This window comes from Streptomyces reniochalinae (genome assembly GCF_003323735.1).
GTDB lineage: Bacteria > Actinomycetota > Actinomycetes > Streptomycetales > Streptomycetaceae > Streptomyces > Streptomyces reniochalinae.
In genome coordinates, this window is sequence record NZ_QOIM01000023.1 from 162,641 (window position 1) to 176,685 (window position 14,045).

A 14,045-nucleotide genomic window follows, 5' to 3' on the forward strand; every position below is an offset into this window, starting at 1 on the left:
AGCGGCACGCGCCCCGGCCACGCCCCTTCCCCCGCGCGGGGACCCCGGACTGCGACGGGACCCCGGACTGTGCCGGGGCCCCGACCGCGCTCACCGGGTGCGCCGGTGCGGCCCGCCGGACGTCAGCCGCCGGCGGCCTGGAGCACCTTCTTCACGACGGGGCCCGCGTTCTCCCCGCCGTGCCCCGAGGCGGGCACGACCGCGGCGGAGGCCACGTCACCCGAGTAGGCCGTGAACCAGGCGTTGGGCTTCTTCTGCCCGTCGACCTCGGCAGAGCCGGTCTTGGCCCCGATGTCGCCGCTGAGCCCCGACATCGCCTCGGCCGCCGTGCCGCTCTGCGCGGTGAGCTTCATCAGGGACTTGAGGTCCTCGTGGACGCCCGGCTTCATGGTGCGCGACGCCTTGGCAAGGGTGCGGTTGTCGACGGACGCGGGCACGATGACCGGCTGCCGGAACGTGCCGCTCTGCGCTGTGGCCGCGACGGAGGCCATGTTGAGCGGGTTCATCCGGACACCGCCCTGGCCGATGAGGGAGGACGCCATCTGGGCCTCGGACTGCACGGGGACGCTGCCGTCGAAGGTGCCGGTGCCGGTCTGCCAGTTGAGACCGATGCCGAAGACGTCCCTGGCCTCCTTGGTGAGGTCGTCGTCCTTGAGCTCGGGCGCCTGCGAGATGAAGGCCGTGTTGCAGGAGCGGGCGAAGCTCTGCGCGAAGGTGCCGCCCTTGATCTCGAACTTGTCGTCGTTGTGGAACTTCCAGCCGCCGTACTCGAAGTACTTGGGGCAGGGGTGTGCCTTGCCGGGGGAGGCGAGCCCCTTGTCGAGCAGCATGGCGCTGCTGATGACCTTCATGGTGGAGCCGGGCGCCAGGGAGCCGCTCAAGGCGATGTTGAAGGCCTTCGCCGGCGCGTTGGCGGCGGCCAGGATCTCGCCCGTGCTGGGCTTGATGGCGACGACGGCCGCCTTCGACTCGCCGTCGACGGCCTTCTCCGCCGCGCTCTGGACGCCCGCGTCCAGCGTCGTCTTGAGCCGGCCGGGGCTGGGCTTGCTGAGCTGGCGCAGGACGTGCTTCGTCTTGCCCTTCGCGTCGACGACGCGCACCTGTAGGCCCGGGGAGCCGTCGGTCTTGTCGCCGTAGCGCTTGCCGATGTCGGTGATGACGCGGGCGAGCGTGGGGTGCGCGGAGGGCTCCAGCGGCTTGCCGTTGCGGTCGACGGCCTCGACGGGCGGCGTGCCCTTCTCGTCCGTCCGGATCGTCTGGTCCTTGCCCAGCTTGGGGTGGAGCACGGACGGCTTCCAGTCGACGACGGGCTGCCCCGTGGAGGTGTCGCGGACGACCTGAAGCGCCGAGTCGTAGGACCAGGAGCCGGTCTTGGTTCCGTAGGAGATGTGCGCGGTGGCGCTGAAGGGCACCTTCTCGCCCTCGGCGGCCTTCGGGGTCAGGGCGAGCTTGGAGACGTGGGCCTTGCTGCGGAAGGCGGCCAGTGCCTTGCCTGCCTCGCCGGAGTCGTCGGTGAGGGCTGCGGCCTTCTTGGGGTCGCCCTGCGCCCAGGCGCCGAGGAATTCCTTGGCGGCGCTGCGCACTTCCTCGGCGCTGAGGGGGCCCTTCTTGACCTCGCGCGCCTTGCCGTCGCCCGCGGCGGAGACGGTGCCCTTGCCGTCCTCACCGTCGCCGTCGCTGCCGACCAGGGCGTAGACGCCGACGCCGGTGAGTCCGACGACGGCGGCTGCGACCCCGCCGATCACGGCCATCTTCTGTGTGTCGCGCATCCGAGTTCTGCCCCTCCACCCCGCCTTGGCCCGTGCGGCCGAAGTCCTGACGCGAGGCACCCTAGAGCACGCTCATGACAGCTCGTGCCCTGGTATGCCCGTTTGGCCCCGTCGTCCGGAGATGTGCGGTGCGCGATTCACCGGTTCCGGGGTTTCCGGTCCGGGAGTGGAACCGCCGTACGGCGGCCGCCTGTTCCCGTGCCCCATGGGACAGACGAGCGGCGCGTGGCGATCGGTTCCGTTACACGACACCGTGTCCGAATCGCGATCTCCGGTGGCCGTTTCCGTGCTCCGCCGGACCGCCGGCGCCCTCTATCGGTCCGGGGGCCGCCCTTCACCGTACGCCCAGCCCGTCAGCCGCGTCAGCGTGAGAGCGATGAGTGGCCCCTCGGGCCGACGCCGCGCGTACTGCGGGTACTTGGCCACGAGCAGGTCGGTCAGGGCCGCGCCCTCGTCGCCGTCCACGAGGCGGGCCCGGCCGTCGGCGCGGACCCACCACAGCCGCGTCCAGTCCTCGTCGTACTCGTCCACCAGCGCGCACACCGCGGGGTTGCCCTCGATGTTGCGCAGCCGGCGCAGGTCGCGGTGGCGCTTGGGCTTGTGGTCCACGGCCGTCACCAGCGTGTCCCCGTCGACGGCGAAGGTGGCGGGCACCAGATGCGGCACCCCCGAGGGGCCGGCGGTCGCCAGCCGCAGCACCCGCGCCCCGCTCAGCCTGCGCCGCGCCTCCGCCTCACCGAGCCGCATCCCGCCTCCCGGTGTGCCGCCTCGTCAGATCCACGTGTCCAGCCACATCCGGTGCCGCCACTCCTCCAACGGGATCGTCTGGCCTGTGTAGATGGGCCAGAAGTAGACGAAGTTCCAGACGATGAGCAGGCCGATGACGCCGACGGCGACGATGCCGATGGTGCGCCGTCTCTCGTCCGTGCCCGGCGGTCCGGCCAGCGCCCCGGCCGCCATGGCCAGGCCGAGGCACAGGAACGGCAGGAAGACCACCGCGTAGAAGAGGAAGATGGTCCGCTCCTGGTAGGCGAACCACGGCAGGTAGCCGGCGGCGACTCCGCACAGCAGGGCGCCCGCGCGCCAGTCGCGGCGGAAGAACCACCGGTAGAGGACGTAGACGAGCGCCGCGCAGGCGGCCCACCACAGCATCGGGGTGCCCAGCGCGAGGACTTCGCGGGCGCAGCCCTCGGTCTTGTCGGTGCAGCCGTCCGTGCCCGCCTTGGGCGACTCGTAGAAGTAGGAGACGGGGCGGCCCAGCACCAGCCAGCTGAACGGGTTGGACTGGTAGGTGTGGTGCGAGGTGAGGTTGACGTGGAAGGAGTAGACCTCGCTCTCGTAGTGCCACAGGCTGCGCAGCGGTCCGGGCAGCCACCCCCACGGGCCGGCGGCGCCCTGCTTGTCCGCCCAGTCGCGGAAGTAGCCGCCCGAGGTGGCGAACCAGCCCGTCCAGGAGACGGCGTAGGTGACCAGCGCCAGCACGGGCAGCGAGACGAAGGCGGGCAGCGCGTCTTTGCGGAGCATCGCCAGGAAGGGCCGGGAGGCGCCGGCGGTGCGGCGCGCGCCCATGTCCCACAGCACGGTCAGGACGCCGAACGCGGCCAGGACGTACAGGCCGTTCCACTTGGTGGCGAAGGCCAGCCCGAGGCAGAGTCCGGCCAGCAGCCGCCAGGGGCGTCTGCCCAGTCCTGTGCGGTCGCCCACGTGGGCGTCGGGCAGCGGCGCTCCCTGGCCTGGCCCCTCGTCGGTGCTGCCGCGCGGCAGCCTGGCGGCGAGCAGCGCGCGGGACTTGTCGCGGTCGACGAGCAGGCAGCCGAAGGCGGCCAGCACCCAGAACATCACCACGAGGTCCAGCAGCGCGGTGCGGCTCATCACGAAGTGCAGCCCGTCGACGGCCATCAGGGCACCGGCCAGGCAGCCCAGCGCCGTGGAGCGGAAGAGGCGGCGCCCGATGCGGCACAGCATGAACACCGAGAGGGTGCCGAGCACCGCCGTCATGAACCGCCAGCCGTACGGGTCGAGCCCGAAGAGGGCCTCGCCCAGCCCGATGATCCACTTCCCGACGGGCGGGTGGACGACGTAGGAGCCTTCCGGGGAGAGGGGGATCTCCTGCGGGTGGTGCAGGATGCGGTCGTTGGCGTTGTCCGGCCAGGTCCCCTCGTATCCGAGGTGGATGAGCGACCAGGCGTCCTTGGCGTAGTAGGTCTCGTCGAATATGACGGCGTGCGGGGAACCGAGGTCCCAGAAGCGCAGCGCCCCCGCGACCAGGGCGACCAGCAGCGGCCCTCCCCAGGCCGCCCAGCGGGCCAGCCGCACGGCCGCCTCGGGGCCCAGCCCGAAGACGGCGCCCAGGCGCGGGTCGGGTGCGGGGAAGCGCGGGGTCAGCCGGTCGGCGATGTCGGGCCGCGGCCTGGCGGTGTAGCCGAACCTGCGCAGTCGCGCCTGCCACCTGGGCAGCGTGCCCGCCGCGCGCTCGCCGCCGGGCCCCGCCCCGCTGTCCGGGGCGCCGGGCCCCGCCTGTTCGCGGTCGGCGTCACCCACGGTGTCACTGGTCGTCACGCGGGCCATCGTAGGGATCGCGGGGGCGCTGTGCTCGGCCGCGTCGCCGCCGCTGCGAGGATGGGCGGGTGACTGGAACGCTCGTGCTCGCCGGCACCCCCATCGGCGACCCCTTGGACGCCCCGCCACGGCTCGCCGCCGAGCTGGCCGCCGCCGACATCGTCGCCGCGGAGGACACCCGGCGGCTGCGCAGGCTCACCCAGGCGCTGGAGGTGACGCTGGGCGGGCGGATCGTCTCCTATTTCGAGGGCAACGAGTCGGCGCGTACGCCCGAGCTGGCCGAGGCGCTGGCGGGCGGGGCGCGGGTGGTGCTGGTGACGGACGCGGGCATGCCGTCCGTCTCCGATCCCGGCTACCGGCTGGTGGCGGCGGCGGTGGAGCGCGGGGTGCGGGTGACGGCCGTGCCGGGGCCGTCCGCGGTGCTCACGGCGCTGGCGGTCTCGGGGCTGCCCGTGGACCGCTTCTGTTTCGAGGGGTTCTTGCCCCGCAAGCAGGGGGAGCGGCTCGCCCGGCTGCGGGAGGCGGCCGACGAGCGGCGCACGCTGGTCTACTTCGAGTCGCCGCACCGGGTTGCGGCATCGCTGAGCGCGATGGCACAGGTGTTCGGTGAGGAGCGTGAGGCGGCGGTCTGCCGGGAGCTGACCAAGACCTACGAGCAGGTGCGGCGCGGCCCGCTTTGGGAGCTGACGCGCTGGGCGGCCGAGGGCGTCCGCGGAGAGATCACCCTCGTCGTGCGGGGCGCCGAGGCGGCAGCGGCGGGCGAACCGGACGCCGCGGAGCTGGCGCGCCGGGTCGCCGTACGCGAGGAGGCGGGCGAGCGGCGCAAGGAGGCCATCGCCGAGGTGGCCCGCGAGGCGGGCGTACCCAAGCGGCAGGTGTTCGACGCGGTGGTCGCGCACAAGAAGACCCCCAGGTGACGACCAGGACGGAGCCCCGGCAGCCGGTGGCCGGCGGGTAAAACACCTGCGCGTTCAGGCAAACGTTCAGGCAAAGGGGAGACCCATGGGGGCCCCGCACCTTGACGCTCGCCTCAAATCTCTCCAAACAGACGAAAAGCTCCGCCGGCTTTCCTTCCGGTGTGCTCGTAGGAGGAGTGCACTGGGGTGTGGGCGTACCACTCACCCTCCCCCGCCTACGGCCGGGAGGTGCCCCGGGAAGGAGCTGCCATGAAGCGCGAGAGCGGCATCGACAAGGACATCGCCACCACCCGCCGCGACACGGTGCGCGAGGCGTACTCGTTCGCCTGCATGCGATGCGGGCACGGCTGGGAGCAGGACTACGAGATCCAGCACCTCGAATACGCCGACGGCAGGCCACTGATCGTGTACTACGCGGACGGTGAACGCGTCCCCTCGCCGCTCACCCGGCCCACGTGCCGCTTCTGCGACGGGCACGTGGTGCGCATCATGCGCTCCGGGCGCGTCTCGACCGCGGACGCGGCGCTCCCCGGCCACTGGGAGCGGTGACATACCGGCGCCTTATCATCGCCGGTATGTCCCCCTCCGCGACCTCGAACACCACTGCGAACAGCGCCGCGAAGGCCCGGGCGGCACAGGCACCCCCGCCGCCGCCCGAGCCCCTCGCCCACCCCGTCGCGGACTCCCACACGCACCTGGACATGCAGGAGCCGGCCGTCGCCGACGCACTCGCCGCGGCGGCGGCCGTCGGTGTGACGACGGTCATCCAGGTCGGCTGCGACCTGGAGCGCTCCCGGTGGGCCGCCGAGACGGCCGCCGCCTGGGAACCCGTCTGGGCCGCCGTCGCCCTCCACCCCAACGAGGCGCCCCGGCTCGCCGCCGAGGGCGGGGACGCGCTGCTGGACGAGGCGCTGGCCGGCATCGAGGAACTCGCCGCGCTCCCCCAGGTGCTGGCGATCGGCGAGAGTGGCCTGGACTACTTCCGCACCGGCGAGGACGGCGTCGCCGCCCAGCACCGCTCGTTCCGCGCCCACATCGAGCTGGCGAAGCGCACGGACAAGGCTCTGGTCATCCACGACCGTGACGCCCACGCGGACGTGCTGCGCATCCTTCAGGAGGAGGGCGCGCCCGAGCGGACCGTCTTCCACTGCTACTCGGGGGACGCCGAGATGGCGCGCGTGTGCGCGGACAGGGGCTACTTCATGTCGTTCGCCGGGAACGTCACCTTCAAGAACGCGCAGCCGCTGCGCGACGCGCTCGCCGCGGCACCGCCCGAGTTGCTGCTGGTGGAGACGGACGCCCCGTTCCTCACGCCCGCCCCCTACCGCGGCCGCCCCAACGCGCCGTACCTCGTTCCTGTCACCCTGCGGGCGATGGCCCGGGCCAAGGGCATGCCCGAGGAGACCCTGGCCCGCCACGTGGCCGCGAACACGGCACGGGCCTTCGGGTACTGAGCGCACCGGTGCCCGGCCCGGCTCTTAGACTGTCGCAGTGAGCGCAGCCCCTTCCGATCCGCCGTCGGCCCCGTCCGAGAGCCAGGCCGAGCCCCCCTCCGACGCGTCGGCCGCCCCGCGGGGCGCCGGCCGGACCGGCTCCTTCGACGGTCCCGCCGACAGCTCGGGCAACGGCGTGCTGCTCGGGCCCGCCGACGTGCGGGAGCTCGCCGGAGCGCTGGGCGTGCGGCCCACCAAACAGCGCGGCCAGAACTTCGTCATCGACCCGAACACGGTGCGGCGCATCGTGCGCACCGCCCAGGTGGGCGCCGACGACGTGGTCCTCGAGGTCGGCCCCGGGCTCGGGTCCCTGACGCTGGCGCTGCTGCGGACAGCGGCACACGTGACCGCCGTCGAGATCGACGACACGCTGGCCGCCGCCCTGCCCGCCACCGTCGAGGCCCGGCTGCCCGAGCGCGCCGCACACTTCTGCCTCGTCCACCAGGACGCCCTGCGGGTCTCCCGGCTGCCGGGACCCGCGCCGACCGCCCTGGTGGCCAACCTGCCCTACAACGTGGCCGTCCCCGTGCTGCTCCACCTGCTGGCCACCTTCCCCGGCATCGAGCGGACGCTGGTGATGGTGCAGTCCGAGGTCGCCGACCGGCTGGCCGCGGCCCCCGGCTCGAAGGTGTACGGAGTGCCGTCGGTGAAGGCCGCCTGGTACTGCGACGTGAAACGGGCAGGCGCCATCGGACGGAACGTCTTCTGGCCCGCGCCCAACGTCGACTCCGGTCTCGTCTCGCTCGTGCGCCGTCCGCACCCGCCGCACACCACGGCACGGCGCGAGGAGGTGTTCGCTGTGGTCGACGCGGCCTTCGCCCAGCGCCGCAAGACCCTCCGGGCCGCGCTCGCCGGCTGGGCGGGCTCCGGCGCCGCCGCCGAGGAGGCGCTGCGGGCCGCCGGCGTGTCCCCCAAGGCGCGCGGCGAGGCGCTGACCGTCGCGGAGTTCGCCGCCATCGCGGAGCACCGCCCCGACGCCGGCCCCGCCGAGCGCCCCCTGTCCCGGCCTTCCGACAGCAACTGAGGAGCACCGCCCGTGTCCCAGCCAGCCGCAGCACCCGCCCGGACGGTCACCGTGCGCGTCCCGGCCAAGGTCAACGTCCAGTTGTCGGTCGGCGGGCTGCGGGCCGACGGCTTCCATCCGCTCGCCAACGTCTTCCTCGCCGTCGGCCTCTACGACTCGGTCAGCGCCACCCCGGCCCAGACGCCCCGGCTGACCGTCTCGGGGCCCGACGCCGCACTCGTCCCGCAGGACCGCAGCAATCTGGCGGCGCGCGCCGCCCGGCTGCTGGCCCAGCGGCACGGCATCGAGGCGGCCGTACACCTCCACCTCGCCAAGGACATCCCCGTCGCCGGCGGCATGGCGGGCGGCAGCGCCGACGCGGCGGGCGCCCTGCTGGCCTGCGACCGGCTGTGGGGCCTTGACACCCCCCGCGAGGAACTGCTCGCCCTGTGCGCCGAACTCGGCTCCGACGTGCCGTTCAGCTTCGCGGGCGGTGCCGCGCTCGGCCAGGGACGCGGCGAGGTGCTGACGCCGCTCCAGGTGGGCGGGGTCTTCCACTGGGTGTTCGCCGTCGCGGACGGCGGACTGTCCACGCCGGACGTCTACCGCGAGTGCGACCGGCTGCGCGAGGCGGAGGGCACCGGATCCGCCGACACCGACATCCCCGAACCCGTCGCGTCCGAGGCCCTGCTGGCGGCACTGCGCGGTGGCGACCCGCAGGCGCTGGCCGCCACCGTGCACAACGACCTCCAGGCCGCCGCCCTGTCCCTGCGACCCGCGCTGGCCGAGACCCTCACGGCAGGACTGGAGGCGGGCGCACTGGCCGGGCTGGTCTCCGGCTCGGGCCCGACCTGCGCCTTCCTGCTGCCCGACGCGGACTCCGCCGCCCGCACCGCCCACGCCCTCACCACCTCGGGCACCTGCCGCGCGGCCCGGCCCACCGCGGGGCCCGCACCGGGCGCGACGGTGGTGTGAGCACCCGCCCGGCCTGACGGCGTCACCGTCCGCTGACGCCGTCGGGACCGCGCTGCCGTCAGGCCGGGGCCACCGTCCGCAGCGCCCGCACCAGTGCCTGGGCGCGGGGATCGCTGGTGACCGAGCGGTGCAGAGTCCCCGTGACGTAGCCGAAGGAGAGGGCCGACTCCGGGTCGGCGAAGCCCAGCGAGCCGCCGCGGCCCGGATGCCCGAAGGAGCCGGGGCCGAGCATCGGGCAGGCCGAACCGTGCAGCATGTAGCCCAGCCCGAAACGGGTGTTGACGATCAGCACCCGGTCGGGACCCTCCGCCTCCTGCGACCGTGCCTGGGTGAGCGTCGCGGGCGTGAACAGCCGGCGGGCACCCGCCCGCGCCCGCCCACCGGAGCCGCCGTCCGCCCGGGAGGCGACGGAACCGTCGGAACCGGCCCGCACAGGGCCCATCAGCGCCGCGTAGAACGCGGAGAGGGAGCGGGCCGTGGCGATGCCGTTCGCGGCGGGGAGTTCGGCCGCACGGTAGGCGCGCGCGTTCTCGTCAGGGCGGGGCTCGACGGCGTCGAAGGCGCGGCGGGTGAGCGAGCCCGGATCGGCGTAGGCGTCGGTCACCGCACGTTTGGGCCGCGTCCGCAGCGCCCCCGGTGCGGGCTCCGGCGCCCTCAGCTCGGCGACCCTGGCCACCCGCCCCGAGGCGGCCACCTCCTCGGGCAGCCCGATCCACAGGTCGAGCCCGGCGGGTCCCGCGATCTCGTCGGCGAACCAGCGGCCCAAACTGCGGCCGCCGCTGGCACGGCGCACCAGTTCCGCGAGCAGCCAGCCGAAGGTGTGCGCGTGGTAGCCGTGCCCCTCCTCAGGGCGCCACTCGGGCGCCTGTCCGGCCAGCGCCCGCGGCCCGGCCGACGGGTCCAGCAGCTGCTCGGGGGTCAGCGGGGCCTCCACAGCGGGCAGACCCGCACGGTGGGCGAGCAGATGGCGGACGAGGACACGTTCCTTCCCGGCGGCTTTGAACTCCGGCCAGTACGCGCCGACGGGGGCGTCCAGATCGAGCTGGCCGCGCTGGTGCAGCAGGTGCGGGACCGCCGCGGCGAGCCCCTTGGTGGCCGAGCGGACGACGACGGCGGTCTCCTCGGCCCAGGGCGCGGCGCCGGGGTCCGCCGGGTCGGTGGTGCCGCCCCACAGGTCGACGACCTTGCGGCCCTCGTGGTGCACGGCCACGGCCGCGCCCCTCTCGCCGCGCTCGGCGAAGTTGCGTACGAAGGCGTCCCTGACGGGCTCGTACCCCTTCGCCACCGTGCCGTGCACCGTCACCGGCGTGCCCGCCGCCGCTGCCGGCGGACCGGGCGCCGCCGTCGCTGAGTGAACGACCTTAGCCACGTTCGATTCGCTCCTGTCGCCTTGGGGGCGCCTGTCGCCTTGGGGCGTTGCCTGTCGCCTTGGGACGGTTTCGTGCGCCGCGCCCCCATGGTCCTACGTCGCCCGCGGACGCTGTGCGACGGGGGCTGTCACCGAACGGGGGTCGAAGCCGAAGGGCAGCTCCAGACGGTGCGCGCGCATCAGCTCCGGGTCCGACAGCAGTTCCTGCGTGATGCCGTCGGCCACCAGGACGCCGTCGGCCAGGACGACGGAACGCGGACACAGCTCCAGCGCGTACGGCAGGTCGTGGGTGACCATCAGGACCGTCAGATCCAGCGCCCTGAGGAGATCGGCCAGCTCACGGCGGGCCGCCGGATCCAGGTTGGAGGACGGTTCGTCCAGGACGAGGATCTCGGGACGGGAGGCCAGCACGGTGGCGACCGCGACGCGCCGCCGCTGCCCGAACGAGAGGTGGTGCGGCGCCCGGTGGGCGTGCTGAGCCATGCCCACCCGCTCCAGCGCCTCCTCGACACGCTCTCGAAGCTCCGCCCCCCGCAGTCCCGCGGCCGCGGGGCCGAAAGCGACGTCCTCCTGGACGGTGGGCATGAACAACTGGTCGTCGGGGTCCTGGAAGACGATGCCCACGCGGCGCCGGATCTCCGCCAGGTTCGGGCGGGCGACCGGCAGCCCGGCGACCGTGACAGAACCGGCACCCGGCGTCAGGATGCCGTTGAGATGCAGCACCAGCGTGGTCTTGCCCGCACCGTTGGGTCCGAGCAGGGCGACACGCCGGCCGCGCTCCACCGTCAGGTCGACACCGAACAACGCCTGATGGCCGTCCGGATAGGCGTAGGCCAGCCCCCGCACCTCAAGGGAGGGCACGTCGGCGCCGTCGGCGGGGAAAGCAGCCAAGTTCACGAAGCCCATCCCGTCACACAGATCGCGAGAGCGGCGAGAGGCAGCGCCGCCGAACGGGCCCACTGCGCGCGGGCCGCGGGGCCGTCGCCGAGAGCGGGCGGCATCGTGCCGGTGTAGCCGCGGCTGAGCATCGCCAGGTGCACCCGCTCGCCCCGCTCGTAGGAGCGGATGAACAGCGACCCGGCCGACTTGGCGAGCACCGCCCAGTGCCGCGGGCCGCGCGCCTCGAAACCGCGCGAGACGCGGGCGGTGCGCATCCGCCGCATCTCGTCGCTGATGACGTCCGCGTAGCGCACCATGAACGTGGCGATCTGGCACAGCAGCGGCGGCATCCGCAGCCGCGCCAACCCCAGCAGCAGTGCGTTCAGCCCGGTCGTCGAGGCGAGCAGCACCGACGCCGCCACCCCCAAGGTGCCCTTGGCGAGCACGTTCCACGCCCCCCACAGCCCCGGCTCGGACAGCGACATCCCCAGCACGGTGATCCGCTCCCCCTCGGCGACGAACGGCAGCAGCACCGCGAACGCCACGAACGGCACCTCGATCGCCATCCGCGTCAGCCAATGCCGCGGCGGCACCCGCGACGCCGCGGCCACGGCCGCCAGCAGCAGCGCGTACGCGCCGAACGCCCACACCGCCTCGCGCGGCGTGACCACCACGAGGACGACGAAGCAGAAGACCGCCGCCAGCTTGCAGTGCGCGGGCAGCGCGTGCACAGGCGAGCGCACGTCCTTGTAGAGCTTGTGCGCGTGTCCCGCACCCATGTCGCCGCGGCCCCGCTGCTCAGCGCTCGGCGGGTGCGTCGGCCGGCTGCGGAGCCGCCGCCGACGCGCCCCCGTCGGCGCCTCGGCGGCGGCGCACCACCACGAACACGCCCGAGCCCACCGCGAGGGTGGCCCCCGCGCCGATGACTCCCGCCAGGCCGCCGGAGAGACGGGTGTTGGCGATGTCCTTGACGCCGTAGTCGGCCAACGGCGAGTCCTCGGCGGCGTGATCCTCCGCCTTCTCGTCGATGCCGTTGTCGGCCGCGACCTTCTCCAGCCCGTCGGGGCTGGCCGACGCGTAGAAGCTCAGGCCGCCCGCGCACACGACGGTCGCCGCCAGGCCGGCGAGCCAGAGGGGGCGGGCGGAACGGCGGGGAGCGGGGACCTTCGCGGGTTCCTGCGCGGGGGCGCTCTCAAGTTCCCGCGCGGGAGAGCCCTCAAGAGCGTCCGTGGGTGCGGTTGCGGGTTCCTGCGCGGGGGCGGTCGTGCCTGCGTCCGTGGACGCGAGCGGAGAAGGCCGTAGCTCCAGGCGGACGGACAGGCGATCCCGCGCCGCGTACACCAGGTCCGGACGGACGGCCACCACCGCCCCCACCGTCGCCGCCGTGATCACGGCCTCGCCGACCCCGATGAGCACGTGCACGCCCACCATGGCGGCGACCACCTTGCCCAACGACACGTCACTCGTCCCGCCCAGCGCGTACAGAGCCGTGAACGCCACGGCGGCGGCCGGCACGGAGACCAAAGCGGCGACGAACGACGCGACCGTCACCGCGGAACGCCTGCGCGGCAGCACCCGCAGCAGCGCGCGGAAGAGGCCGTAGGCGACCAGGACGGTCACCACACCCATGTCCGTGATGTTCGTCCCCAGGGCCGTCAGCCCACCGTCAGCGAACAGCACCCCCTGGAGCAGCAGCACGACGGACACGCACAACACGCCCGTACAGGGTCCCACGAGGATCGCGGCGAGTGCCCCACCGAGCAGATGCCCACTCGTCCCGGCAGCCACCGGGAAGTTGAGCATCTGCACCGCGAAGATGAACGCGGCGACCAGACCCGCCAGCGGCGCCGTCCGCTCCCCCGCCTCGCCGAGGCCGCCACCGAGCTCGCGCCGGGCGCCACGCAGGGAGGCAGCGACAGCCACGGCGGCGAGCACGCCCGTACCGGCCGAGACGGGGGCATCGATGAATCCATCAGGTACGTGCATGGGGAAGCACCCCTTCTCACGACGGCACAGCCGGTGACGGTTCAGCTTCAGCCTCCTGAGAATAGCGGTCAAATGCAAAGAACTTGCAAGAGGGAGAACAAGCAAAGAGAAGAAGTGCGCGCGCTGTGGCAGAGCTCACCAGGCCCCCCGGGTGACTGACCGGCCGTCCCACGCGTCTGACAGGACGAAGGGGCAACCCGGCCCGAGCGATGAGCGGACCGGGAGTCCCCGACCCAGAGGAGCAGACGTGTCACAGGTCATCACCCGCACCGTGCCGGCCCAACTGATCACCCGGCCGCCCGCCACCCGCCCCCTGACACCCGCTCTTCGCTACGACTCGGCCGACCCGCTCGCCGTGCACCTCGTCTTCCCCGCCGACATATCCCTCGACGGCGAGGAAGTCACCTGGACCTTCTCCCGCGACCTCCTCGCCCAGGGGGCGTGCGGGCCCGCCGGGGAAGGAGACGTCCACGTGTGCCCCTTCGGCCAGGAGCGGACTGTGATCGAGTTGCACGCGGGGGAAGGGGTGGCCGTTCTGGAGTTCTTCAGTGCGGATCTGTCTGCGTTCTTGCAGAGGTCGTACGAGGTTGTTCCCGCTGGGGGCGAGGGGGCGTTCCTCGATCTGGAAGAGGGTTTTCGCTCCCTGCTCCGCGGAGTGTGACCTTCGCGGAGTGTGACCTTCGCTCCTCCTGGGGCGGGCCCCCGATGCCCCCCCTTTCCAGTGGGGCCGCCCACCCCCGAGGGTGTTGCTCTCTATCCGGGGGGCTCCTCCCCCAGACTCCGTCCGGGGGGACCCCCACCCCAAAGGCCCCCCGCTACGGGGGCTCCGCCCCCCTAGGAACCCCCGCCACGGGGCTCCGCCCCCTGGACCCCCCACAGGAGACAGAACCGCAGTACATAGATGCTGGGTCGTCTCTCACGCAAGAGGGCCCTCCCAGATACTCCAGGGGGCTCCTAGGGGGGCGGAGCCCCCCGTAGCGGGGGGCAGTTGGGGGGCGGAGCCGCCCCAACGCCCGGCCGGCGAGGCCGCGGGGGTTTGGGGGCGGAGCGCCCCAACCACGGCCGAGGGCACCCTCGTGAAAGAAGGGGAAGACC

General features: G+C 73.4%; 13 protein-coding genes. 6 read left to right on the forward strand and 7 right to left on the reverse strand.

Annotated elements, in window-relative coordinates; translation table 11 throughout:
- Positions 1 to 122 precede the first annotated feature (122 nt).
- From DQ392_RS05135 to DQ392_RS05145, 3 genes are all read right to left on the reverse strand, one after another.
- On the reverse strand, positions 123 to 1,769 hold the full coding sequence (locus DQ392_RS05135; RefSeq protein ID WP_181856281.1) for a penicillin-binding transpeptidase domain-containing protein: 1,647 nt from the start codon (positions 1,767 to 1,769) through the stop codon (positions 123 to 125).
- Between the two features lie 312 nt (positions 1,770 to 2,081).
- Positions 2,082 to 2,516 (reverse strand): TIGR03668 family PPOX class F420-dependent oxidoreductase, encoded by a 435-nt coding sequence (locus tag DQ392_RS05140; protein WP_114014265.1) that lies wholly within the window; start codon positions 2,514 to 2,516, stop codon positions 2,082 to 2,084.
- Positions 2,517 to 2,540: 24 nt separating this feature from the next.
- The gene (locus DQ392_RS05145) at positions 2,541 to 4,337 is read right to left on the reverse strand and encodes a dolichyl-phosphate-mannose--protein mannosyltransferase (protein WP_114014266.1); all 1,797 of its coding nucleotides are present in this window, start codon (positions 4,335 to 4,337) and stop codon (positions 2,541 to 2,543) included.
- A gap of 59 nt (positions 4,338 to 4,396) precedes the next feature.
- Here DQ392_RS05145 and rsmI point away from each other — a divergent pair, with 59 nt between their 5' ends.
- From rsmI to DQ392_RS05170, 5 genes are all read left to right on the forward strand, one after another.
- On the forward strand, positions 4,397 to 5,245 hold the full coding sequence (gene rsmI, locus DQ392_RS05150) for a 16S rRNA (cytidine(1402)-2'-O)-methyltransferase (protein ID WP_114014267.1): 849 nt from the start codon (positions 4,397 to 4,399) through the stop codon (positions 5,243 to 5,245).
- A gap of 249 nt (positions 5,246 to 5,494) precedes the next feature.
- Positions 5,495 to 5,794: a hypothetical protein gene (locus DQ392_RS05155; RefSeq protein WP_114014268.1), complete on the forward strand. Its 300-nt coding sequence runs from the start codon at positions 5,495 to 5,497 to the stop codon at positions 5,792 to 5,794.
- Positions 5,795 to 5,820: 26 nt separating this feature from the next.
- Positions 5,821 to 6,699: a TatD family hydrolase gene (locus tag DQ392_RS05160; protein ID WP_114014269.1), complete on the forward strand. Its 879-nt coding sequence runs from the start codon at positions 5,821 to 5,823 to the stop codon at positions 6,697 to 6,699.
- Positions 6,700 to 6,874: 175 nt separating this feature from the next.
- Positions 6,875 to 7,762: a 16S rRNA (adenine(1518)-N(6)/adenine(1519)-N(6))-dimethyltransferase RsmA gene (gene rsmA, locus DQ392_RS05165; RefSeq protein WP_114014331.1), complete on the forward strand. Its 888-nt coding sequence runs from the start codon at positions 6,875 to 6,877 to the stop codon at positions 7,760 to 7,762.
- Between the two features lie 12 nt (positions 7,763 to 7,774).
- Positions 7,775 to 8,716 carry a 4-(cytidine 5'-diphospho)-2-C-methyl-D-erythritol kinase gene (locus tag DQ392_RS05170; RefSeq protein ID WP_114014270.1) on the forward strand — a complete coding sequence of 314 codons (942 nt, stop codon included), beginning with the start codon at positions 7,775 to 7,777 and terminating at the stop codon, positions 8,714 to 8,716.
- Between the two features lie 58 nt (positions 8,717 to 8,774).
- Here the strand turns inward: DQ392_RS05170 and DQ392_RS05175 are convergent, their stop codons facing one another.
- From DQ392_RS05175 to DQ392_RS05190, 4 genes are all read right to left on the reverse strand, one after another.
- Complete coding sequence (locus tag DQ392_RS05175; RefSeq protein ID WP_245981198.1) at positions 8,775 to 10,019, reverse strand: serine hydrolase domain-containing protein; 1,245 nt, start codon at positions 10,017 to 10,019, stop codon at positions 8,775 to 8,777.
- A gap of 159 nt (positions 10,020 to 10,178) precedes the next feature.
- On the reverse strand, positions 10,179 to 10,991 hold the full coding sequence (locus DQ392_RS05180) for an energy-coupling factor ABC transporter ATP-binding protein (protein WP_114014272.1): 813 nt from the start codon (positions 10,989 to 10,991) through the stop codon (positions 10,179 to 10,181).
- Entirely contained in the window at positions 10,979 to 11,743 is a 765-nt protein-coding gene (gene cbiQ / locus DQ392_RS05185) for a cobalt ECF transporter T component CbiQ (protein WP_114014273.1), read from the reverse strand. Before cbiQ ends, DQ392_RS05180 begins: the two co-directional genes overlap by 13 nt.
- Positions 11,744 to 11,762: 19 nt before the next feature.
- Positions 11,763 to 12,950 (reverse strand): energy-coupling factor ABC transporter permease, encoded by a 1,188-nt coding sequence (locus tag DQ392_RS05190; RefSeq protein ID WP_114014274.1) that lies wholly within the window; start codon positions 12,948 to 12,950, stop codon positions 11,763 to 11,765.
- Positions 12,951 to 13,197: 247 nt separating this feature from the next.
- Here DQ392_RS05190 and DQ392_RS05195 point away from each other — a divergent pair, with 247 nt between their 5' ends.
- Positions 13,198 to 13,611, forward strand: coding sequence for an SsgA family sporulation/cell division regulator (locus tag DQ392_RS05195; protein ID WP_114014275.1), 414 nt, complete (start codon positions 13,198 to 13,200; stop codon positions 13,609 to 13,611).
- Positions 13,612 to 14,045 lie beyond the last annotated feature (434 nt).

Excerpts from the sequence above, each read along its gene's own strand:
- DQ392_RS05155 (WP_114014268.1), top strand. The coding sequence starts at position 5,495 with ATGAAGCGCGAGAGCGGCATCGACAAGGACATCGCCACCACCCGCCGC.
- DQ392_RS05180 (WP_114014272.1), bottom strand. The coding sequence starts at position 10,991 with ATGGGCTTCGTGAACTTGGCTGCTTTCCCCGCCGACGGCGCCGACGTG.
- cbiQ (WP_114014273.1), bottom strand. The coding sequence starts at position 11,743 with ATGGGTGCGGGACACGCGCACAAGCTCTACAAGGACGTGCGCTCGCCT.
- DQ392_RS05160 (WP_114014269.1), top strand. The coding sequence starts at position 5,821 with ATGTCCCCCTCCGCGACCTCGAACACCACTGCGAACAGCGCCGCGAAG.
- DQ392_RS05135 (WP_181856281.1), bottom strand. The coding sequence starts at position 1,769 with ATGCGCGACACACAGAAGATGGCCGTGATCGGCGGGGTCGCAGCCGCC.
- DQ392_RS05190 (WP_114014274.1), bottom strand. The coding sequence starts at position 12,950 with ATGCACGTACCTGATGGATTCATCGATGCCCCCGTCTCGGCCGGTACG.
- DQ392_RS05140 (WP_114014265.1), bottom strand. The coding sequence starts at position 2,516 with ATGCGGCTCGGTGAGGCGGAGGCGCGGCGCAGGCTGAGCGGGGCGCGG.
- DQ392_RS05145 (WP_114014266.1), bottom strand. The coding sequence starts at position 4,337 with ATGGCCCGCGTGACGACCAGTGACACCGTGGGTGACGCCGACCGCGAA.